Here is a 19,777-nt window from a genome sequence, read left to right on the forward strand (position 1 = left end):
GCATAGGAGGAAAAGAATATGAATGGTTGGATTTTGCTGCCGGTATTTCTGCCGGTGATCGCCGGGATTTTTCTGCTGCTGATGTCGTCCTGCGAACGCCGCCGTCTGCATCAGGCTGCGGGTACGGTATTGGTCATTTCCGCATTGCTGGTATTGCTGGCAGCCTGGACCGGAGAAAAAAGTGTAACACTGTTTTATCTTATGAAAGACATTCCTGTGTATTTTCATATTGACGGTATCAGCAGGATTTTTGTCACTTTCACAAGTATTGTGTGGGTGTGCGTGGGAATTTATGCGTTTGTTTATATGGAGCATGAAGGAGCAGAAAAAAGGTTTTTCGGATTTTATCTCATGGTATATGGGGTATTGGTGGCTCTGGAATTTTCGGGAAATCTGGTAACGATGTATTTTTTTTATGAGCTGATGACACTGACATCAGCGCCGATGGTGCTGCATAATGGTTCCCGGGAAGCAATTATGGCAGCTCTGAAGTATTTGTTTTATTCCCTGTGCGGAGCCTATATGGGGTTGTTCGGTATTTATTTCCTGTATCAGAATTGTGATACTCTGACATTTACGCCTGGAGGAACACTGAATCCCGCTCTGGCGCAGGACCACAGGACAATTCTTCTGATTGCGGTTTTTGCCATGCTTGTGGGCTTTGGCGCAAAGGCCGGTATGCTGCCGCTTCATGCATGGCTTCCGGCAGCCCATCCGGTAGCGCCTTCTCCGGCATCCGCAGTGTTTTCCGGAATTGTGGTAAAAGCGGGTGTGCTTGCTGCTATCCGTACGGTTTATTATGTGGTGGGACCGGATTTTATCAGAGGAACCTGGGTGCAGACTGCGTGGATGGTACTGGCACTGGTTACGGTCTTTATGGGATCGATGATGGCTTATCGGGAACCTGTTTTCAAAAAAAGACTGGCATATTCCACGGTGAGTCAGATTTCCTATATTCTATTCGGCCTGTCTCTGCTGACACCGATGGGAATGACAGGAGCGCTGCTCCATACCGTATTTCATGCATTTATCAAAAGTGCCCTGTTTCTGACTGCAGGAGTGTTTATTTTTGAATGCGGCAAGGCCAGAGTCAGTGAACTGACAGGAATTGGAAAACGAATGCCGAAAACGATCTGGTGCTATACCTTTGCATCTCTGGCGCTGATTGGTATTCCGCCTGCCTGCGGGTTTGTGAGCAAGTGGTATCTGGCGGAGGGCGCGCTGCATGCGGATGTGGGGATATTCGGATGGCTGGGACCGGTGGTACTGCTGGTCAGTGCACTGCTGACTGCGGGATATCTGCTTCCGGTAACGATGAAGGGATTTTTTCCGGGAAAAGGAAACGGAGAAAATTCCGGTATGAAGAAAGCATCTGTGGAGATTTCCGGAGTGCAGAACGGGATTACAGATGACAGAGATACTGGCAAAAAAGAGCCATCTTTGATGATGCTGATTCCGCTGGGGATTCTGGCAAGTCTGACCATCATTCTGGGTGTGCTGCCGAATCCGCTGATTCATTATATCAGTCAGCTGGTTTCGGGACTGATGTAGGAAGGAGGACGTGATAATGAGTGCAAATATAATGGTAGTAGCCGTTCTGCTTCCGATTGTTTTCGGGGTGCTGATTCCCCTGATTCCGTTTAAAACCCGCAGACATATGACCTGGTATGTGGAAGGTGTTGTCCTTCTTACTTCTGTGCTGGTGTGGGGACTTCTGATCTCTCAGCCGGACGGTTCTTTCGTTCTGTTCCGTTTCACCGGCAATCTGAGTGTCAGCTTTCGTCTGGACGGACTGGGAACCGTGTTTGCCGGAATCGTGTCTTCTCTGTGGCCGCTTGCCACCCTGTATTCTTTTGAATATATGAAACATGAGGGACATGAGAAATTTTTCTTTATGTTTTATGTCATTACGTATGGAGTGACTCTTGGAATCGCTCTGGCAGAGGATATTCTGACCATGTATTTCTTCTATGAAATGCTGAGTCTGGTAACACTGCCTCTGATCATGCATACGCTGACGAGAGAAGCAATACTGGCCAGCCGGACATATCTGTATTATTCTCTGGGCGGTGCGGCGTTTGCGTTTATCGGAATGATTTTTATTCTGACTTTTGGAACTACTTCTGTGTTTGTGCCGGGTGGTGTGATTGACACCACGGCACTGGGGGACAGACAGGGGCTGATGCTTCTGATCTATGTGCTGTGTTTCTGCGGATTCAGTGTCAAGGCGGCGATGTTTCCATTTTCGTCCTGGCTTCCCAAAGCCGGCGTGGCGCCTACTCCTGTAACAGCACTTCTCCACGCGGTAGCAGTTGTCAAAGCAGGAGCTTTTACGGTGATCCGGGTGACTTATTACAGCTTTGGTACAGAGCTTCTGCGGGGAACCTGGGCTCAGACGGTGGTGCTTGGCCTGACGATTTTTACGATTGTATACGGCTGCAGCAGAGCGCTGAAAGAAACGCATCTGAAAAGAAGATTAGCCTGGTCTACGGTCAGCAATCTTTCTTACATTTTGTTTGGTGCGGCATTGATGACACCGCTGGGGCTGGTGGGCGCGCTGAGTCACATGGTATTTCATGCGGTTATGAAAATCTGTTCCTTCTTCTGCGCAGGAGCGGTTATTTACAAGACCGGCAGAAATTATATTCATGAACTGAATGGATTTGGAAGGAAAATGCCGAAGGTATTTACTATTTTTACCATTTCCGGAATGGCGCTGATGGGCGTTCCGGGGCTGTGCGGTTTTGTCAGCAAATGGAACCTGGCAAAAGCTGCGGCTGCAAGTGAAAATCCTCTTGGTTATCTGGGAGTTGCGGCACTTCTGGTGTCTGCGCTGCTGACTGCCATTTATATGATGACCATTTCTCTGCGGGCATTTTTCCCGGGCAGAGATTTTGACTACGATATGATTTCTGATGTGGAAGATCCCAACTGGATGATGATTCTGCCGCTGGTGATTTTTGTCATTGCCATGTTTGTGTTTGGACTTCATTCAGAACCGGTGATTACAGCATTGGAATCGATTGCTGCGGCAATGAATTAAAGGAGGCGTAGAGAAAATGAATATCATGTTGGTAATTCTGGTATTTTATCCATTTCTGGGCGGACTCCTTTCTTATGCGGCTGGAAGATGCCGTGAGGAATACCGCGATTATGTGGCGGAATTTGTGGTGATCAGTGAATTTGCGCTGGCAGCAGTGCTGGCGGGAATGAGTCTTGGAGGCGGATGGGGAAATGTGGCTTCCGGGGAACTGTCAGGAGCCGGGAGTTCTGTGCTGGAACATGTCAGCGAGGGAGCTGCCAGGATATTTGCCCAGGTACACATCCCGGAAATCTGCGGATTTGGACTGCATTTTACACTGGACGGATTCCGTGTGATCTACAGTGTGATTGCAGCCCTGATGTGGATGATGACGACACTTTTGTCCAGAGAATATTTCCGTCATCACGAAAACAGGAACCGGTTTTATCTGTTTCTTTTGTTAACACTGGGAGCAACGATGGGAGTGTTCCTGTCAGCGGATCTGTACACAACGTTTATCTTTTTTGAAATTATGTCCTTTACTTCCTATGTCTGGGTGGCACAGGAAGAAAATGCGGAGTCTCTCCGGGCAGCAGCTACCTATCTGGCAGTTGCGGTGATTGGAGGTCTGGTGATGCTCATGGGACTGTTCCTGCTTTACCGGGAACTGGGAACCATGGTGATTTCCGAATTGCTGCCTGCAGCGAAGGCATGTGAGAATAAGGATGCACTTTATGCGGCAGGTGCCTGTATGCTTGTGGGCTTTGGTGCAAAAGCCGGAGCATTTCCGCTTCACATCTGGCTGCCGAAAGCACATCCGGTTGCACCTGCGCCGGCATCTGCTCTGCTTTCCGGTATTCTTACAAAAACGGGTATTTTTGGAATCCTGATCATCAGCAGCAATCTGTTTCTTCACGATGTAGCCTGGGGAAATCTGATTCTGGGAATCGGTGTGCTGACCATGTTCGGCGGAGCTTTGCTTGCAGTATTTTCCATTGACCTGAAGAGGACTCTTGCATGCTCCTCCATGTCACAGATTGGTTTTATACTGACAGGAGTGGGTATGCAGGGGCTGCTTGGAGAAGAAAATGCCATGGCTGTGCATGGAACATTTCTTCATATGGTGAATCACTCCATGATCAAGCTGGTGCTGTTTATGGCTGCGGGCGTGATTTTCATGAATGTACATGCGCTGAATCTGAATGAGGTTCGGGGTTTCGGAAGGAAAAAACCACTGCTGAAAGCGATTTTTCTGACAGGGGCACTGGCTATTGGAGGAATTCCGTTCTTTGGCGGATATATCAGCAAAACACTGATCCACGAAAGTATTGTGGAATACGGGGGCGGATGGGTGATGCGCGCTGTGGAATATATTTTCCTGTTCAGTGGCGGCCTGACGGTGGCCTATATGACGAAGCTGTATGTGGCGATTTTTGTGGAAAAGAACGCAAATGCTGAGGTGCAGCGGAAATTTGATCAGATGAAAAAATATATGAACCTGCAGAGTGGTCTGGCCCTGGGAATCAGTGCGGCTGTGCTGCTGATCTGGGGACTGTTTCCGCATACGATGATGGACCGGGCGGCAGAATTGGGACAGGGACTCATGAACCTGGAAGAAACAGGACATGTGGTAGCTTATTTCAGTCTGAAAAATCTTTCCGGAGCGCTGATCTCCATAAGCATCGGAGCGATTGTTTATCTGTTTGTGATCCGCCGTTATCTGGTGAGAAATCTTTCGGAGAAGAAGAACAGTGTGAAGTGCTATGTGGATGCATGGCCAAAGTGGCTGGATCTTGAAAATCTGATCTACCGGCCGGTACTTCTTCAGTTCCTGCCGTTTGTATGCGGGGTGTTCTGCAGAATCGCAGACAGTTTCCTGGAGCTTCTGATTGTTGCTCTGAGGAAGACGATTTATTCGGACAGTCCGCTGCCGCATGAACGGCCGGAGGGCAATGCGGTTACGGAATTTGTCGGAAGAGTTCTGAATGGAATCCAGAATCTGGGAAATCGTTTCTGGAACCGCAAAAAACCGGGAAAGAAGAATTATGTTCATCTGCTGGCTGTTCGGAATGAAGAGTTTAAAGAGACGAATATGATTATCCAGAGAAGTCTGTCGTTCGGACTGATGCTGGTGGGAATCGGACTTTGTCTGACATTGATCTATATTATCTGGTGGTAAGAAAGTCTGTCATGGTATGTAAAAAAACAGAGGGATGTTCAAGCTTGGGCATGAACATCTCTCTGTTTTTTATTGTGCTGTAAAACTTCGAAAAACGGATATTTATGCAGTTTTTACTATTGATGGATCTGAATGTTGTCTGCACACGGAATTAGCTGGTGAGGACCGGTAATTGGTGAAAACCGGTCATTTTTTATTGTGCGGAGCAGATGCAGATATCGTCTTATTGATCGTTCGAAAATCCCTGACTGCGTGAATTCCGATTTTGGTGATCTTTTTCAGATTAATGGAATTGGTTCCCCCCTGGCGCGGCCGGAAAGTGATGGGGATATATTTTACTGAGCAGTTCTGCTTGAGATAGATTACAGGAATCAGTACATTGGGGAGATTAAAACCATCAGGAATCAAATCAATATATTTTTTGAGTGTTTCTGCCTTCATCAAACGGAAAGGCGTGTTTGCATCCTGAACGGTCACTCCGAAGCAGAGACGAAGGACCAGCTTTAATGTTTTTGTCACAAAGATACGGGATGATCCATCCTGACGGCCTTTTCGGTTTCCGATTACCAGATCATAATGGTTTCGCTGAGTCCAGAATTCTTCAAATTCCCCGGGAAGTGTCTGACCATCGGAATCTGTCTGAAAAATGTAATCTGCGCCATGGATCAGGGCATAATGATATCCGTCAAGAATGGTGGGACCATGACCGCTGTTCTTTTTGGTGACTGCCTGTAAAAGAGGACGGGAGCTGGCACAGTCTTTGACTATTTTGTAGGTGTTGTCCTTGCTGCCGTCATCAATGATCACCAGTCTGGACTGTTGATTGGCATGATGTTTTTCAATGACGGGATACCAGTCCTCGATGACCTGGCGGATATTTTCCTCCTCGTTATATGCAGGAATGATGATATAAAGTGTGTCCATGGATTTCTGAGATTTTGCGGACGCCATTTTTACAATATGATCCTTTCTTATAAAAAGCTCTGGATTCCTGCATAAAATGCCGGAATCAGCAGTGCCGGGAGCATGTTGCCTACCGGGAATTTTTTGCCAAATGCAATGTTTATGCCGACACAGAAAATCAACGCGGAACCCACATAGGAAATATCAGAAATCAGCGCAGCACTCATAAAATCACCAAAAGCAGCTGCAGCGCAGGTGATGAGCCCCTGATAAAGAAACAGGGGAAGTGCGGAGAAGATGACACCCTTTCCCAGTGTGGAAGCAAAAATGATCACAATGACAAAGTCAAGGATTGCCTTGGCTGTGAGCGTGGAGTAATCGCCGGTCAGACCATCTTTGATGGATCCGACAATTGCCATGGCTCCGATGCAGATCACAAGTGTACAGGTAACGAAACCCTCGACAAAATGTGTATCATTTTCTGTATGTAATTTTCGTTTCAGAAATTCTCCGAAATTTTCGAGATGGGCTTCAATATCCAGAAGGCTTCCCGCAAGACTCCCAAGTACCAGAGAAAAAATCAGCAGCATCGTTCCCTGAGAAGACAATGTCCCGTCTTTGATGACCAGCATTTTTTCCATAACGCCGGCAGCTCCGATGAAAATTGTGGAAATGCCGCAGGCCTGCATGAGAATCTGGCTGTGTTTTTCCGGAATTCCTTTCTTTAAAGTGACTCCGATGAGTCCGCCGGCAATGACTGCGGCAGTATTGATGAGTGTACCTAATCCAAACATGGCTTCCTCACTTTATATGTTTTTAGTTTTGTGCATAGACATGTATGCAGGAGCAGATCTTTTGATATCACAGGAAAGTGCCTGGCATTTCCCTGTGATACAAAAAATATGTGAAAAACAAACTTTACATATTATACAAAAGTTCTTTGAGAAAGTAAAGTGACGGTGAGGACAGAATTAGGATGTTTTTGTTTGGTAAAAGAACCGTTTATTTTGTTATATAATCATTTTATGCTGTAGAGCGTGTTTGAAAACTGCTTTCCGGAAATTATTTATGGTGAGCGGCAAGCCATTCCAGAATGGTAACGGTTTTGCCATTGATTGTTACAGGGCTTCCGTCAAAGTCTTCCGTACAGCGGTTGTCCAGCATAGGAACCCATGCCCAGTGACCGACATATTCGAATGGCTTTCCGTCTTCCAGAAAATATTTGCCGGAAGGATCCGTAATATTGTCATAATAGGTAAAATGAACATCTCCGGCACCTGCTGCCATAATGCGCTGATAGGTGGGAAGTACATAATCTTCCGGTGCTACGACAGGGTCGTTTTTGGCATGGACAAACCAGATCGGGATTCCTGCCAGAGTGCGGATATCATCATCGCTCATGGCTTTGTCATACATAGCCTCACATACCGGATAAGCGGCAGCATATCTGTCAGGGTTGCGAAGAAGCATACGTACCGTCATAAAACCGCCATTGGAGCAGCCGCCGATATAGATTCGGGAGGTATCAATGTCCGAATGTTCTTTTACAAAGTCCCCGATCAATGCTTCCAGACCTTCGGTATACATGGAAATGCCTGTTGTGGTATATTCCCCGGAACCGTTGTCCATCCACATGGTAGGACACTGGGGAGCCAAAAGCAGTGCCTTGCCGAAGTAAGCCTGTATTTCCGGAGAAATCAGATTAACAACTTTGTTGCCGACAGCTGCGACGGCAGTGTCTTTGCCGCCTTCTCCTGCTCCATGAAGCCAGATGATGAGCGGAACCTTTTCTCCTGTTTCTGTTTCCGGTTCATAATATACATAAGAAAGAGGCATGTCCGGATGGGCGTGAAAGCCTTCTTTCAGCCATTCCCCATAGATGATGCGGTTGCCGTCATCCTGATCAAAAATCAGATCAGTCAGGGTACTTTCGGAAAGGATCAGAGGTTTCTGCTGAGTGATGGTATAGTGGAAGTTCACAAAAACATTGTGGTCACCGTCAAAACGGATAATAGATCCAAGATTATCACGAGGGTCGCAGTAAAGTTCCAGTGTCAGGTAAGTTCCGTCATTGCAGGAAGTTCCATTTTTGTCCGATGAATAAATGGCGGTAATTTTCCGTTCGCCTTCCATGGGATCTTCCATTTGTTCGCCCATAAATGCAGGCCATTCATAATCTTCGCCTTTGACAGAGGTGCGTTTGGCAAATACTGTAAACATGTCTGTTTCCAGATGTGCTCCTTTCAGAGATGTTCCGACATTGAGAATTACCTTGCTGACGTGCGGGCCAAAATCAAAAACTTCTGTGATGGTTTGATAGTGATGATTCATAATAATACCTCCGGAAATTTTATGGTTATTTGTTGTATGAGGAGGGATAAAAGTGGTTGCCTCCCATAATGCCTCAGCGCTTGTTTGAAAATTCATTACTGTCATCTGCGCACTCCCGTTTTGCAGGAAAGTAATTTTCAAACACACTCCAGGATTTTTCATGCAAGTATGAAAATTATGATATTAATTTTGTTATTATTATATATGTAACGGGTTTGTAAATAAAGAGGATTTTGCTGAAATTGTGTAAAGGAAAAAGGATTGAAAAAGCAGTGTGAAAAGGGACGTAAAAAGAAGGAGGGCCGGACCCTTGCGGAGTCCGGCAAGTATGAAAAAGAAAAAATAGTATGAGGAGTGGCGGAGGCCACATCCAAATTGTCTAATCTATGTAAAAAAGCTTTCGCTTTATTTGCTTAATAATATACCGTCCAAATGTGATGAAAGTGTGAGAAAGATTTGAAAAAAAGATGATGGTTTTCTAAAAAACTTCTAAAATGTGATGAAAACTATAAATGAGCAAATTTGAAAAATTTCCCGCAAAGTGGGGCGTGCATCTGTCGGGAATGAATTTTCAAACACGCTCTAGAGTCTGTTATATGCGGACAATAAGAAGCCTATAGACGATTAATGTCTGTACAGTGCACACAATTAATCATGAGTTTTGTTCACCTTTCAGTATTTGCTCATTTATAGATGAAAATATAATAGAAAATGCAATATAAAAATATGATATAAAATGTGATATAAGGCAGGACATTTTATAAAAGTGGTTGTATAATGATTTTACAATAGAGAGAGTAACCGGTGGGAGAGAGGAAAATGAGAGAACAGACAGAAGTAAAAAAACAGTATTTATTCAGTGACCGGGATCTGCGCAAATTAATTGTGCCATTGTTTATTGAACAGTTTCTGGCGATTTTTGTGGGGCTTGCGGATTCTATTATGGTTGCCTCTGTGGGAGAAACAGCAGTGTCGGCAGTTTCACTGATCGATACGATTATGGTACTCCTTATTAATATTTTTACGGCGCTTGCCACAGGCGGGGCAATCGTGGCCGGGCAGGCTCTGGGACGGAAGCATCAGGATGACAGCTGTGAGGCGGCGGAGCAGACATTACTTTTTGCAGCTGCTTTTTCTGTGATTATTATGGTACTTGTGTACGCGGGAAAATGGCTGATACTTCATGTGGTTTTTGGCAAAATCGAACCGGAAGTTATGACAAACTGCAATCTGTATCTTATGATTGTAACGGCATCGATTCCATTTCTTGCAGTATATAATACCGGAGCTGCCATGTACCGTGCTATGGGAGATTCCAGGACGCCTATGCTGATGTCGCTGGTGATGAACGGAATCAATCTGATCGGAAATGCCATTCTTCTTTATGGCCTTGGAAGGGGTGTGGAAGGAGCTGCGATTCCTACACTTCTGTCGAGAGTTTTTGCCGGAATCTGGATGCTTTTCCTGATCAGAAATCCTCAGAAAATCATTCATGTGCGTACGATTCTTGGCATTCGTCTGAAATGGCCGATACTGAAAAAAATCTTACATATCGGTATTCCGTACAGTATGGAAAACAGCATGTTCCAGCTGGGAAAAATTCTGGTATTAAGTCTGGTTTCCGGTTTTGGAACAGCTTCTATCGCGGCAAATGCGGTGTGCAACAGTGTCTGTGGATTTGCTATTCTGGGAGGAATGTCCATGGGATATGCATTGTCTTCCGTAAGTGCGCAGTGTGTCGGAAGCGGGGATTACGAACAGGTCCGGTATTATACCAGAAAATTGATGAGATACTCTTATGGCGGCGTTATCCTGATGAATATTATTATTGTAACAGTATTGCCTTTTATCATAGGAATTTATGGACTTTCACCGGAAACAGGCGAGATGGCACGGGAGATTATTGTGTATCATGCGGTGCTTGCGGTCCTGATCTGGCCGTTGTCGTTCACTCTGCCAAATACACTGAGAGCTGCAAATGATGTGGGATACTGCATGTGGGTTTCCATTATTTCCATGTGGATTTTCCGTATTGGCTTTAGTTTTGTACTGGGGAAATATATGGGAATGGGAGTTTTTGGCGTCTGGGTTTCCATGACGATCGACTGGGCTGTGAGAGGCGTGTTCTTTGTGATTCGTTATCGCGGAAAAACATGGGAGATGAAAAAGGTATAAAGGAAATTTTGCCGAAAGTGACGGGTGAGAAATCAAATGGGAGAATTGTTAAAAAATGTGGAAGCAAACGGCAGTAAAACCGCAATAAAACAATAGAAGCAAACGGCAGTAAAACTGCAATAAAACTGCAATAAAACAATAGAAGCAAACGGTTTTAAAAAAATGTTGTAAAATTTTCGGAGCTCCCTTATAATGATTGCAGAAACAGTATAAGAATAAAAAGAAATGCAGCAGAAACCTCTTTCCTGCGGCACAACTACTTTTAGGAGGAAGACGATGAAGAGAGAGACCGTTGTTGTACTTGACTTTGGTGGACAGTATAATCAGCTGATTGCACGCCGTGTCAGAGAATGCAATGTATATTGTGAAATTTATTCCTACAAGACAGACATTCAGAAAATTAAAGATATCCAGCCTAAGGGAATTATCTTTACAGGCGGACCGAACAGCTGTTACGAGCCGGATTCTCCGACCTATACAAAAGAAATTTTTGAACTGGGAGTTCCGATTCTTGGAATCTGCTATGGCGCTCAGCTGATGATGCACCTTCTTGGTGGCAAGGTTGAAAAAGCGCCTGTCCGCGAGTATGGTAAGATTGAAGTAAACGTGGATACCAATTCCAAACTCTTTACGAATGTATCTCCGAAAACCATTTGCTGGATGAGCCACAATGATTATATTTCCAAGGCTGCACCGGGATTTGAGATTTCTGCATGGACCAATGACTGCCCAGTAGCAGGTATGGAGAATATAGATAAGAATCTTTATGCAATCCAGTTCCATCCAGAAGTTCTTCATACGCAGGAAGGAACCAAGATGCTTTCCAACTTTGTTTACAATGTCTGCGGCTGTGCCGGTGACTGGAAAATGGATTCTTTTGTAGAAGATTCCATCAAATCTATTCGTGAAAAAGTAGGCAGCGGCAAGGTTCTCTGTGCCCTGTCCGGCGGTGTGGATTCTTCTGTTGCAGCAGTTCTTCTGTCAAAAGCAGTCGGCAATCAGCTGACCTGTGTATTTGTAGATCATGGCCTTCTCAGAAAAGACGAAGGTGATGAAGTAGAAGCTGTTTTTGGCCCGGAAGGTCCGTATGATCTGAACTTTATCCGTGTCAATGCCCAGGAAAGATTCTACAGCAAGCTTGCCGGTGTGACTGAGCCGGAGAAAAAACGTAAGATCATCGGTGAGGAATTCATTCGTGTATTTGAAGAAGAAGCCAAAAAAATCGGTGCTGTAGATTTCCTTGTACAGGGTACGATTTATCCGGACGTAGTTGAGAGCGGTGTAGGCGGCGAATCTACCGTCATCAAATCCCACCACAATGTGGGAGGCCTTCCTGACTATGTAGATTTCAAAGAAATCATCGAGCCTCTGCGCAACCTGTTCAAGGACGAAGTGCGCAAAGCCGGTCTGGAACTTGGCATCCCGGATTACCTTGTATTCCGTCAGCCGTTCCCGGGTCCTGGACTTGGTATCCGTATCATCGGTGAAATCACTGCTGAAAAAGTAAAAATGGTCCAGGAAGCCGATGCCATCTGGCGTGAAGAAATCGCCAAAGCCGGCTGGGACAAGAAAGTAAACCAGTATTTCGCAGCCCTGACCAATATGAGATCCGTCGGTGTCATGGGTGACGAGAGAACCTATGATTATGCCATCGCTCTGAGAGCCGTGACCACCACCGATTTCATGACCGCCGAGAGCGCAGAAATCCCGTGGGAAGTAATCGGAAAAACGACCAGCAGGATCGTGAACGAAGTGAAACACGTGAACAGAGTACTTTATGACTGCACGGGGAAACCACCGGCTACAATTGAGTTTGAGTAGCTTGAAAAATCGCGGAAAAGCCCATAAATAAAGGCTTTGCGGGGTGTCGAAAAGACCAAATGGAGTGCAAATGGAGTTTAAAAATTATTTTTTTCTCTTGTTTATATTCCAGATTCACCTGCAAATTTCGTGAAATCGGTTATTCTCATAAAATAAAATTAGAGTAAATATGAAGAACAGTTTGTTTTGATTGAAGTGATTTTCGTCAAGGCAGACTGTTTTTTTGTTGCCTGCATTTAGAAAACAGATACCACAGAAAGGTTCTTTACTTTCGATGAGCTTAAACTCCATGACACAGTAATCACACTGATGGAGAATTAAAAAACAAGAAAATTTGATAAATTTCGGAAAATGATGTCCGATTTTGCATCTGCCAGTACAGAGTATATGAAGAGATAAATATTCAAAACAGAGGAGGTACTGATTATGCAGAATAAATTATTTTTAAAGGCAGCCGATATATGTGAACTTCTGGAAGTAAAACAGACATCGGCTTATGAAATCATCGGAAATCTGAACAAGGAACTGGAAGAACAGGGCTACCTGACGCTTAGAGGAAAAGTTCCGACAAAGTATTTTGTGAAGCGTTTCTACGGAGTAGAAGATACTTGTGAGATTCCACAGGAAGAGGGAAAGGAATGGTTTCATGCGTAAGAGAAAAATGTATTTATCAGTGGAAGACATTGCAGAACTCTTTGGATTATCAGTTTCGTTTGCTTACCGGGTAGTGGAAAGAATGAATGCCGATCTGGCAAGCAAGAACTATTATGTGATTCTCGGTCGGGTGCCAACCCGCTATGTAGAGGACAAGATCTATGGTCTGGAACATGTTGAGCAGTATTTGAAGGAGGATAAAGCGGTATGAGTATGATGCAGGAAAAAATGTATATGGATGTGGATGATGTGTGTGCAATTCTTGGAGTTTCAAAAACTTATGCATATAGTCTGATGCGAGAATACAACAAAGAATTGAAGGCAAAAGGCTATATTGTAGTAGCTGGAAAAATCTCTACGAAATTCCTGGCAGAAAAGATTTATGGCATGAAAGTCGAGGATTAGCAATGGGGGTTTACAAAGAAGGAAAAAACTGGAAAGTACAGGTCTATTACAAAGACTGGCAGGGAAATCGGAAAAGAAAACAGAAAAGAGGATTCAGGACCAAGGGTGAAGCTAAAGAATGGGAAAGAGATTTCCTGCAACAGCAGAGCCAGGGTGTGGATATTGAATTTGGAAATTTTCTGGAGATTTATTACAAAGATATGGATGTCCGTCTCAGAGAAAACACTATGTACACGAAGCGATATATTATTGACCTGAAAATCAAGCCTTATTTTGAAAAGAAGATTCTCAGTGAAATTACGGTGGCAGACGTCCGTGCATGGCAGAATGAGTTGCTGACGTATAAGGATAAGAATGGAAAAGGATATTCTCCTACTTATCTGAAAACAGTGAACTGCCAGCTGACTGCAATCTTCAATTATGCAATGCGGTATTATAACCTGCAGGATAATCCCTGCAGGAAGGCAGGAGCGATTGGCAAGAGTAAAGGAGAACCGAAGGACTTCTGGATGCAGGAAGAGTTCAATGCTTTTCTGGAGACAGTAAGTGATAAGCCGGAGACAAGAATGGCGTTTCTTTTGTTGTACTGGACCGGAATGCGTATCGGTGAATTGCTTGCACTTACTTATAATGACATCAATCTTGAAGAGAAAACCATATCAATCAATAAATCTTATCAGAGACTGAAAGGAAAGGATATGATCACGCAGCCGAAAACTCCAAAGAGTATCCGTGTGATTACGATGCCGGATTTTCTTGCAGAGGAATTTCGGGAGTATTGCAGTCATTTGTATGGAATTATGAAAAAGGAAAGACTTTTTCGGTTTACCAAATCGCATATGGAACATTGTATGGCTACCGGAATCGAGCGGTCTGGTGTAAAGCGGATACGACTTCATGATCTCCGCCATTCCCATGCCAGTATGCTGGTTGATATGGGGGTGGCTCCATTGGAGATTGCAGAACGCCTTGGACATGAAAAGGTGGAAACCACGTTGAACACTTATTCACATCTGTATCCGTCTACACAGAGTAAATTAGCAGGTTTGCTAGATAAGAAACATGAGGAAGAGGAGGAATAAGCGATGGCTGGTGACAGACATGGAAAACACAACACAACGACCATTTCTTTTCGGGTGAATTCTTATGAAAAAGCAACAATTGAAGAACGAGTGAAAGTGAGCGGAATGAAAAAACAGGATTATATCGTCCGATCATGCATTTACAATCATGTATGTGTTGTTGGAAAGAAAGAAACAATTGAGATTATCCGGTCAGAAATGAAGGAAATGAGTTTGGTTTTGGAGGATGTGGCAAAAGATTTGAAGTCTGAAAAACCAGTTATTTCAGAACCGGTTCTTGATAGTATGACAGAACGGTATCTTGCATTTTTGGAAGCAGCATTATGGATGCTGAAAGGTTCAAGTTATTTATGGGAGGATAAAAAGGATGGAAGAGAAAGTAATGAAGGATTGTAAAGTGCTGGCATTGTGTTCACAAAAAGGCGGGGTTGGCAAGACAACAAGTTGCGTGAATCTGGCAGTCGGACTTGCAAAAGCAGGGAAGAAAGTGCTTGTGATTGACAATGATCCGCAGGGAAGTATGACAGCAAGTCTTGGGTATCATAACCCAGATGAATTACCAATCACACTGGCTACTATTCTGACAAAGATTGTAGAAGATGAACTATTTGAAAATACACTGGGAATTTTACATCACCAGGAAGGAATTGATTTGATTCCGGCAAACATCGAACTCTCTGGAATGGAAGTTTCACTTGTAAATATTATGAGCAGGGAACTTGTCTTAAAACAATATATAGAAAGAATGAGAGAAGAATACGACTATATATTGATTGACTGTATGCCATCACTTGGAATGCTGACGATCAATGCACTTGCCAGTGTCGATGCAGTTATTATACCTGTCCAGGCGGCTTATCTTCCTGTAAAGGGTCTAGAACAGCTGATACGGACGATAGGAAAGGTGCGAAGACAGCTTAACAAACAACTGAAAATTGGAGGTATATTGATCACAATGGTGGATAACCGAACGAACTATGCAAGAGATATATCTGATCTGATTTTTGATACATATGGAAACCAGATTAAGATTTTTCCACAGAGTATTCCATTTTCAGTACGAGCAGCTGAAATCAGTGCGGAAGGAATCAGCATATTTGAGCATGATCCAAAAGGAAAAGTAGCGGCTGCATATTGGCAGATGACACAGGAGGTGCTTTTGGATGAAAGGTAGAAGTGCATCGAAGATAAAACTGACATCTTATGATGAATTACTTGGAGGAGGAGAAGAAACGAACGATATCCAGCAGGTTTCACTTGAGCATTTACATTCTTTCGAGAACCATCCATTTCAAGTAAATGATGATGAGGCAATGGCGGAACTGGTGGAAAGTGTGAAAGAAGAGGGAATTCTTACAGCATTACTGGTACGACCGCTGGGTGATGGTGAATATGAAATCATCGCCGGTCACAGAAGGAGACATGCGGCACAACTTGCTGGTCTTAAAGAGGTTCCGGTTATTATCAGAAATATGGATCAAGATACAGCTGTCCGTGCGATGGTAGACAGCAATCTGCAGAGACCTAATATACTCCCAAGTGAAAAGGCATTTGCTTACCGTATGAAGATGGAAGCAATGAATCATCAGGGAACATCAGGCGGTATCAGTGCGAAAGACATTGGAAAGAACGCAAATGACAGTGCAAGGCAGGTGTATCGCTATATCCGGCTTACTTATCTGATGAATGACCTATTAAACGCAGTAGATCGTGATGTGATCGGATTGCAGGTAGGTGTAGAGCTTTCCTACCTTACGGTTCCAGAACAGGAGATGGTGGAGGAAGTGCATGAGAGTACCGGAAAATATCCAAGTCTGGAACAGGCAAAAAAAATAAGGCAACATCGAGAAGAAAAAACGCTGACAAAAGAGATTGTGCGGCTCCTGGTTATAGGAGAGCGTAAAAAGAAAACAACGGTAACATTAAAACAGGATGAAATTAAGAAGTATTTTCCTCCAGAGTATGATGAACAGAAGATACGGACTGTTATATGTCAGCTTTTGGAGGAATGGAGCAATCAGAATCATTGATAAGTACGAAGGGAGGGATGTGTCATGAGTATAAGAGCAACATTCCATTATTTTCAAGGAATGGAATGCGATATGTACAGTTTTTATCGTATTCCCAAACTGCTGTTTACAAGTGAATATTTTAAAAATCTCTCCTGCGAAGCAAAGGTGCTGTACGGACTGATGTTAGACCGGATGTCACTGTCCATCAAGAACCGGTGGTTTGATGAAGAGGACAGGGCATATATTTTCTTTTCGGTGGAAGAGATTATGGAAATGCTTAACTGTGGCAGGAATAAGGCTGTGAATTGTCTAAAAGAGCTGGATCAGGAAAAAGGGATTGGATTGATTGAGAAGAGGCGAATCGGACTTGGAAAAACAAATGTTATTTACGTGAAAAATTTCAGCCTGACAGAATATCCAGATGAGCCAGCAATCTTTGATTCGGAAGAAACACCGGAAAATGTAGCAGAGAGAAAAGAAAATACAGAGACAGAAATAGAAGAATATGCGAAAAAAGAGCCGGAAAAGCCCGTAAATACACAGAAGTTTGAAAAACAAACTTCAGGAAGTTTGAAAAATAAACTTCAAGAAGTTTCAAAAACAAACTTCAAGGAGTTTGAAAAACAAACTTCAAGAAGTTTAGAAAACAAACTTCAAGAAGTTTCAAAAACAAACTGTAATAATACTGAATATAATTATACTGAATTTAGTGAGAATGAATCTTATCAATATCTATCTGAACAAGAGAAAGGGAGAGATAGGATACAGGAGAGAAATGAGTATCGACAGTTAATTCATGATAATATCGAATATGAGATCCTTTGTCAGAGCTATGGAACTGGACGAGTAGAAGAGCTGGTAGAGCTGATGCTGGATGCAATATGTTCGACAAAGACATATCAACAGATCAATGGGGAAGCTGTGCCTACACAAGTGGTCAAGAGCCGTTTGCTCAAAGTCGGGTATGAACACATCCAGTATGTGTTTTTCAGTCTTGACAGGAGTACAAGCAAAGTGAAGAATATCCGGCAGTATATGCTGACGGTATTGTATAACGCTCCTGCAACAATCAATCAGTTTTATGATGCTGAAGTTCGACATGACATGTACTGGGGGAAGGATATTCCAGACAGGTAAGAACTTTGTGCCCACTGGGCACGAAGTTTAAAAAGAGATAGTCATATCTGGCAGATATGCTAAAATAACCTTGTGTCCACTGGGCACAAAGTAGGAGGAAGAATTATGTTGAGATTTATGATAAAACTGCCATTTCGAATTATTGCAGCTCCTGTTTGGCTGGTACTTGCAGCGGTGAATATTGTGCTGGTGTTCCTGGTTGGGTTATCTGCTGGATTCTGCTATCTGATAGCCGGAATCTCTGTTGTGACAGAAGTTTTGAGTATTGGGTTTGGAATCAGTACGGACTGGACAATGAAATCAGCGATTATTACGACAGTAGTGTTTGTTCTACTCCCACATATCGGTATGGGGATAGTTGCAGTAATTGAAGTTGTGAAATGTGGATTACAGGAATTTATTTTTGGATGATTGTGGAAAATATAGTGGCGCTATATGGAAAGGCAGAAATAAACAATGGAAGAATTATATAAAGTGATGGATGATTTGCTTGAGGTGGAATTTCAGATGAAAGCAGGGATGGATATTCTGAAAGAACTGGAAGAGTTTTATATGCTGGAAAAAGAAACCGAAAAATCGGATGCTAGAAAAGTAGCTGTGCTGATGAAAGGATATCTGCAGTCGATGAAGTCAAATATTCGAGAAATCATTCGTTATATTGATGACACGACACTTGAAAAATCAAATGATAAAAAGAAAGATAAACAGGAATCTGCGAGCACCATATCCGAGGAAGTGCAGGAATTTGTGAATCTGACAATTACAGAGCATATGGGGAAAGCATATTCAGAATGGAAGTTAAAGCAGGATAAAGAGCCAGTAAGTGAGATTGATAAGAAATACCAGAAATTACTGGAAACGTTATCCCAAGAACAGGAAGAAGTGATTACGGAATACTGTAATGCAATTTTTAGCAGTGGAGCAGAAACAGAAGAATTTTTCTATCGACTGGGATTAAAAGATGGACTGAATCTGAAAAATACGGTAAAATCTGTATTAGAAATGATATCATGAAATCGGAAGTTGGAGGATACACGCATGAAAATTGTAATCATTAATGGAAGTGCCAGAAAAGGAAACACGCTGACAGCAATCAATGCATTTATAAAAGGAGCATCAGAAAAGAATGAAATTGAAATCATTGAACCTGACAAACTCAACATTGCACCATGCAAGGGATGTGGTGTCTGTCAATGCTCTAAGGGATGCGTCGATAAGGATGATACAAATCCTACAATTGATAAAATTGCTGCCGCAGATATGATTCTTTTTGCTACACCAGTTTATTGGTGGGGAATGTCAGCACAATTGAAACTTATCATTGATAAGTGCTACTGCCGTGGATTGCAGTTAAAAAATAAAAAAGTTGGCACGATTGTTGTAGGCGGTTCTCCCGTAGACAGTATCCAGTATGAGCTGATTGATAAGCAGTTTGACTGTATGGCAAAATATCTTTCATGGGATATGCTTTTCAAAAAATCATATTATGCAACAGCCAGAGATGAACTTGAAAAAAACAAGGATTCCATGAACGAACTTGAGGGGATCGGAAAAAATTTATAAAGCACGTTCCAAATTCCTGTTTGCATATTTCATCAAACGGTACATATTAAAATTAACACAAAGGGAGATGTTAGAATGAAAGCTCATGAATATTGGTCTGTCGGAGCATTGATAACGATGCTAGGAACTTTTTATAGCGGATATAAAGGTTCAAAATCAAGCCATAAATATTTTGCGGCAAGTTCTTTGCTTTGTATGATTATGGCTATTTACACAGGTCATAAGATGATATCTAAAAACAAGAAAACAAAGAAAGAACCAATATCATTAGGAAATGAAGAATAATACAATCAACCTTGTGCCCAGTGGGCACGAAGTTGGCATAGTCACTATGGTGTCAGGAGAAATCCTGGCATCTTTTTTTTATTGATTTGATAGACGGAAATCTTCTTATAAGCCCGCGCAAGTGTTTATAAAACCTCGCGAAAATGGCTTAAAATCAAGGTTTTCTGCATATCGTCATTTATCTTGCCATATCTCCGTATAAGATGAT

At 43.1% G+C, this 19,777-nt stretch carries 21 protein-coding genes; 18 read left to right on the plus strand and 3 right to left on the minus strand.

The annotated features are described in order from the left end of the window. Nucleotides 1–18: 18 nt before the first annotated feature. From ACTNEW_RS10330 to ACTNEW_RS10340, 3 genes are read left to right on the plus strand one after another with little or no spacing between them, the layout of a single operon-like run. Nucleotides 19–1,551, plus strand: coding sequence for a complex I subunit 5 family protein (locus ACTNEW_RS10330; RefSeq protein ID WP_441060562.1), 1,533 nt, complete (start codon nucleotides 19–21; stop codon nucleotides 1,549–1,551). A gap of 16 nt (nucleotides 1,552–1,567) precedes the next feature. Beyond that, a complete protein-coding gene (locus ACTNEW_RS10335; RefSeq protein ID WP_441060564.1) occupies nucleotides 1,568–3,043 on the plus strand; it encodes a complex I subunit 5 family protein in 1,476 nt (491 codons plus the stop codon). Between the two features lie 16 nt (nucleotides 3,044–3,059). Further along, nucleotides 3,060–5,201, plus strand: a complete 2,142-nt coding sequence (locus ACTNEW_RS10340) for a complex I subunit 5 family protein (RefSeq protein ID WP_441060566.1) — start codon at nucleotides 3,060–3,062, stop codon at nucleotides 5,199–5,201. 186 nt (nucleotides 5,202–5,387) lie between these two features. On the opposite strand, the gene ACTNEW_RS10345 is transcribed toward ACTNEW_RS10340, so the two are convergent. The 3 genes from ACTNEW_RS10345 to ACTNEW_RS10355 all read right to left on the minus strand — a co-directional run bounded on the left by ACTNEW_RS10345 (nucleotide 5,388) and on the right by ACTNEW_RS10355 (nucleotide 8,435). After that, nucleotides 5,388–6,152, minus strand: coding sequence for a glycosyltransferase family 2 protein (locus ACTNEW_RS10345; protein WP_441060568.1), 765 nt, complete (start codon nucleotides 6,150–6,152; stop codon nucleotides 5,388–5,390). A 20-nt stretch (nucleotides 6,153–6,172) separates the two neighbouring features. Further along, nucleotides 6,173–6,898, minus strand: a complete 726-nt coding sequence (locus ACTNEW_RS10350; protein WP_441060570.1) for a DUF554 domain-containing protein — start codon at nucleotides 6,896–6,898, stop codon at nucleotides 6,173–6,175. 268 nt (nucleotides 6,899–7,166) lie between these two features. Next, entirely contained in the window at nucleotides 7,167–8,435 is a 1,269-nt protein-coding gene (locus ACTNEW_RS10355) for a prolyl oligopeptidase family serine peptidase (protein ID WP_441060572.1), read from the minus strand. 512 nt (nucleotides 8,436–8,947) lie between these two features. Between ACTNEW_RS10355 and ACTNEW_RS10360 the strand changes: the two genes are divergently transcribed. From ACTNEW_RS10360 to ACTNEW_RS10430, 15 genes are all read left to right on the plus strand, one after another. Further along, nucleotides 8,948–9,055 (plus strand): DUF6783 domain-containing protein, encoded by a 108-nt coding sequence (locus ACTNEW_RS10360; RefSeq protein ID WP_441060574.1) that lies wholly within the window; start codon nucleotides 8,948–8,950, stop codon nucleotides 9,053–9,055. 199 nt (nucleotides 9,056–9,254) lie between these two features. Next, nucleotides 9,255–10,610 (plus strand): MATE family efflux transporter, encoded by a 1,356-nt coding sequence (locus tag ACTNEW_RS10365; protein ID WP_441060576.1) that lies wholly within the window; start codon nucleotides 9,255–9,257, stop codon nucleotides 10,608–10,610. Nucleotides 10,611–10,886: 276 nt separating this feature from the next. After that, a complete protein-coding gene (gene guaA / locus ACTNEW_RS10370; protein ID WP_441060578.1) occupies nucleotides 10,887–12,431 on the plus strand; it encodes a glutamine-hydrolyzing GMP synthase in 1,545 nt (514 codons plus the stop codon). Between the two features lie 426 nt (nucleotides 12,432–12,857). After that, entirely contained in the window at nucleotides 12,858–13,085 is a 228-nt protein-coding gene (locus ACTNEW_RS10375) for a hypothetical protein (RefSeq protein ID WP_008705329.1), read from the plus strand. Then, entirely contained in the window at nucleotides 13,078–13,296 is a 219-nt protein-coding gene (locus ACTNEW_RS10380; protein ID WP_008393122.1) for a hypothetical protein, read from the plus strand. The genes ACTNEW_RS10375 and ACTNEW_RS10380 overlap by 8 nt, the downstream gene beginning before the upstream one ends. After that, nucleotides 13,293–13,490, plus strand: coding sequence for a hypothetical protein (locus ACTNEW_RS10385; RefSeq protein WP_024853999.1), 198 nt, complete (start codon nucleotides 13,293–13,295; stop codon nucleotides 13,488–13,490). The genes ACTNEW_RS10380 and ACTNEW_RS10385 overlap by 4 nt, the downstream gene beginning before the upstream one ends. Before the next feature lie 2 nt (nucleotides 13,491–13,492). After that, the gene (locus ACTNEW_RS10390) at nucleotides 13,493–14,572 is read left to right on the plus strand and encodes a site-specific integrase (RefSeq protein ID WP_024854000.1); all 1,080 of its coding nucleotides are present in this window, start codon (nucleotides 13,493–13,495) and stop codon (nucleotides 14,570–14,572) included. Between the two features lie 3 nt (nucleotides 14,573–14,575). Continuing rightward, the gene (locus ACTNEW_RS10395; protein ID WP_044925303.1) at nucleotides 14,576–14,968 is read left to right on the plus strand and encodes a plasmid mobilization protein; all 393 of its coding nucleotides are present in this window, start codon (nucleotides 14,576–14,578) and stop codon (nucleotides 14,966–14,968) included. After that, nucleotides 14,940–15,746, plus strand: a complete 807-nt coding sequence (locus ACTNEW_RS10400; protein ID WP_026650281.1) for a ParA family protein — start codon at nucleotides 14,940–14,942, stop codon at nucleotides 15,744–15,746. The genes ACTNEW_RS10395 and ACTNEW_RS10400 overlap by 29 nt, the downstream gene beginning before the upstream one ends. Then, nucleotides 15,736–16,602, plus strand: a complete 867-nt coding sequence (locus tag ACTNEW_RS10405) for a ParB/RepB/Spo0J family partition protein (protein ID WP_026650282.1) — start codon at nucleotides 15,736–15,738, stop codon at nucleotides 16,600–16,602. Before ACTNEW_RS10400 ends, ACTNEW_RS10405 begins: the two co-directional genes overlap by 11 nt. 24 nt (nucleotides 16,603–16,626) lie before the next feature. Further along, nucleotides 16,627–17,721 carry a DUF6017 domain-containing protein gene (locus tag ACTNEW_RS10410; RefSeq protein ID WP_028087787.1) on the plus strand — a complete coding sequence of 365 codons (1,095 nt, stop codon included), beginning with the start codon at nucleotides 16,627–16,629 and terminating at the stop codon, nucleotides 17,719–17,721. A gap of 105 nt (nucleotides 17,722–17,826) precedes the next feature. Next, the gene (locus tag ACTNEW_RS10415) at nucleotides 17,827–18,132 is read left to right on the plus strand and encodes a hypothetical protein (RefSeq protein ID WP_028087788.1); all 306 of its coding nucleotides are present in this window, start codon (nucleotides 17,827–17,829) and stop codon (nucleotides 18,130–18,132) included. Nucleotides 18,133–18,177: 45 nt separating this feature from the next. Then, on the plus strand, nucleotides 18,178–18,735 hold the full coding sequence (locus ACTNEW_RS10420) for a hypothetical protein (protein ID WP_044925306.1): 558 nt from the start codon (nucleotides 18,178–18,180) through the stop codon (nucleotides 18,733–18,735). 24 nt (nucleotides 18,736–18,759) lie between these two features. After that, entirely contained in the window at nucleotides 18,760–19,284 is a 525-nt protein-coding gene (locus ACTNEW_RS10425) for a flavodoxin family protein (protein ID WP_008119059.1), read from the plus strand. A 75-nt stretch (nucleotides 19,285–19,359) separates the two neighbouring features. Beyond that, nucleotides 19,360–19,569 carry a DUF6219 family protein gene (locus ACTNEW_RS10430; RefSeq protein WP_009300563.1) on the plus strand — a complete coding sequence of 70 codons (210 nt, stop codon included), beginning with the start codon at nucleotides 19,360–19,362 and terminating at the stop codon, nucleotides 19,567–19,569. The last annotated feature ends 208 nt before the right edge of the window (nucleotides 19,570–19,777 follow it).

It is taken from the genome of Blautia sp. HCP3S3_G3 (assembly GCF_052063365.1).
Classification (GTDB): domain Bacteria; phylum Bacillota; class Clostridia; order Lachnospirales; family Lachnospiraceae; genus Blautia_A.

Excerpts from the sequence above, each read along its gene's own strand:
- ACTNEW_RS10405 (WP_026650282.1), top strand. The coding sequence starts at position 15,736 with ATGAAAGGTAGAAGTGCATCGAAGATAAAACTGACATCTTATGATGAA.
- guaA (WP_441060578.1), top strand. The coding sequence starts at position 10,887 with ATGAAGAGAGAGACCGTTGTTGTACTTGACTTTGGTGGACAGTATAAT.
- ACTNEW_RS10430 (WP_009300563.1), top strand. The coding sequence starts at position 19,360 with ATGAAAGCTCATGAATATTGGTCTGTCGGAGCATTGATAACGATGCTA.
- ACTNEW_RS10385 (WP_024853999.1), top strand. The coding sequence starts at position 13,293 with ATGAGTATGATGCAGGAAAAAATGTATATGGATGTGGATGATGTGTGT.
- ACTNEW_RS10400 (WP_026650281.1), top strand. The coding sequence starts at position 14,940 with ATGGAAGAGAAAGTAATGAAGGATTGTAAAGTGCTGGCATTGTGTTCA.
- ACTNEW_RS10390 (WP_024854000.1), top strand. The coding sequence starts at position 13,493 with ATGGGGGTTTACAAAGAAGGAAAAAACTGGAAAGTACAGGTCTATTAC.
- ACTNEW_RS10420 (WP_044925306.1), top strand. The coding sequence starts at position 18,178 with ATGGAAGAATTATATAAAGTGATGGATGATTTGCTTGAGGTGGAATTT.
- ACTNEW_RS10360 (WP_441060574.1), top strand. The coding sequence starts at position 8,948 with ATGAGCAAATTTGAAAAATTTCCCGCAAAGTGGGGCGTGCATCTGTCG.
- ACTNEW_RS10340 (WP_441060566.1), top strand. The coding sequence starts at position 3,060 with ATGAATATCATGTTGGTAATTCTGGTATTTTATCCATTTCTGGGCGGA.
- ACTNEW_RS10350 (WP_441060570.1), bottom strand. The coding sequence starts at position 6,898 with ATGTTTGGATTAGGTACACTCATCAATACTGCCGCAGTCATTGCCGGC.
- ACTNEW_RS10425 (WP_008119059.1), top strand. The coding sequence starts at position 18,760 with ATGAAAATTGTAATCATTAATGGAAGTGCCAGAAAAGGAAACACGCTG.
- ACTNEW_RS10330 (WP_441060562.1), top strand. The coding sequence starts at position 19 with ATGAATGGTTGGATTTTGCTGCCGGTATTTCTGCCGGTGATCGCCGGG.
- ACTNEW_RS10375 (WP_008705329.1), top strand. The coding sequence starts at position 12,858 with ATGCAGAATAAATTATTTTTAAAGGCAGCCGATATATGTGAACTTCTG.
- ACTNEW_RS10365 (WP_441060576.1), top strand. The coding sequence starts at position 9,255 with ATGAGAGAACAGACAGAAGTAAAAAAACAGTATTTATTCAGTGACCGG.
- ACTNEW_RS10410 (WP_028087787.1), top strand. The coding sequence starts at position 16,627 with ATGAGTATAAGAGCAACATTCCATTATTTTCAAGGAATGGAATGCGAT.
- ACTNEW_RS10380 (WP_008393122.1), top strand. The coding sequence starts at position 13,078 with ATGCGTAAGAGAAAAATGTATTTATCAGTGGAAGACATTGCAGAACTC.
- ACTNEW_RS10335 (WP_441060564.1), top strand. The coding sequence starts at position 1,568 with ATGAGTGCAAATATAATGGTAGTAGCCGTTCTGCTTCCGATTGTTTTC.
- ACTNEW_RS10355 (WP_441060572.1), bottom strand. The coding sequence starts at position 8,435 with ATGAATCATCACTATCAAACCATCACAGAAGTTTTTGATTTTGGCCCG.
- ACTNEW_RS10415 (WP_028087788.1), top strand. The coding sequence starts at position 17,827 with ATGTTGAGATTTATGATAAAACTGCCATTTCGAATTATTGCAGCTCCT.
- ACTNEW_RS10395 (WP_044925303.1), top strand. The coding sequence starts at position 14,576 with ATGGCTGGTGACAGACATGGAAAACACAACACAACGACCATTTCTTTT.
- ACTNEW_RS10345 (WP_441060568.1), bottom strand. The coding sequence starts at position 6,152 with ATGGCGTCCGCAAAATCTCAGAAATCCATGGACACACTTTATATCATC.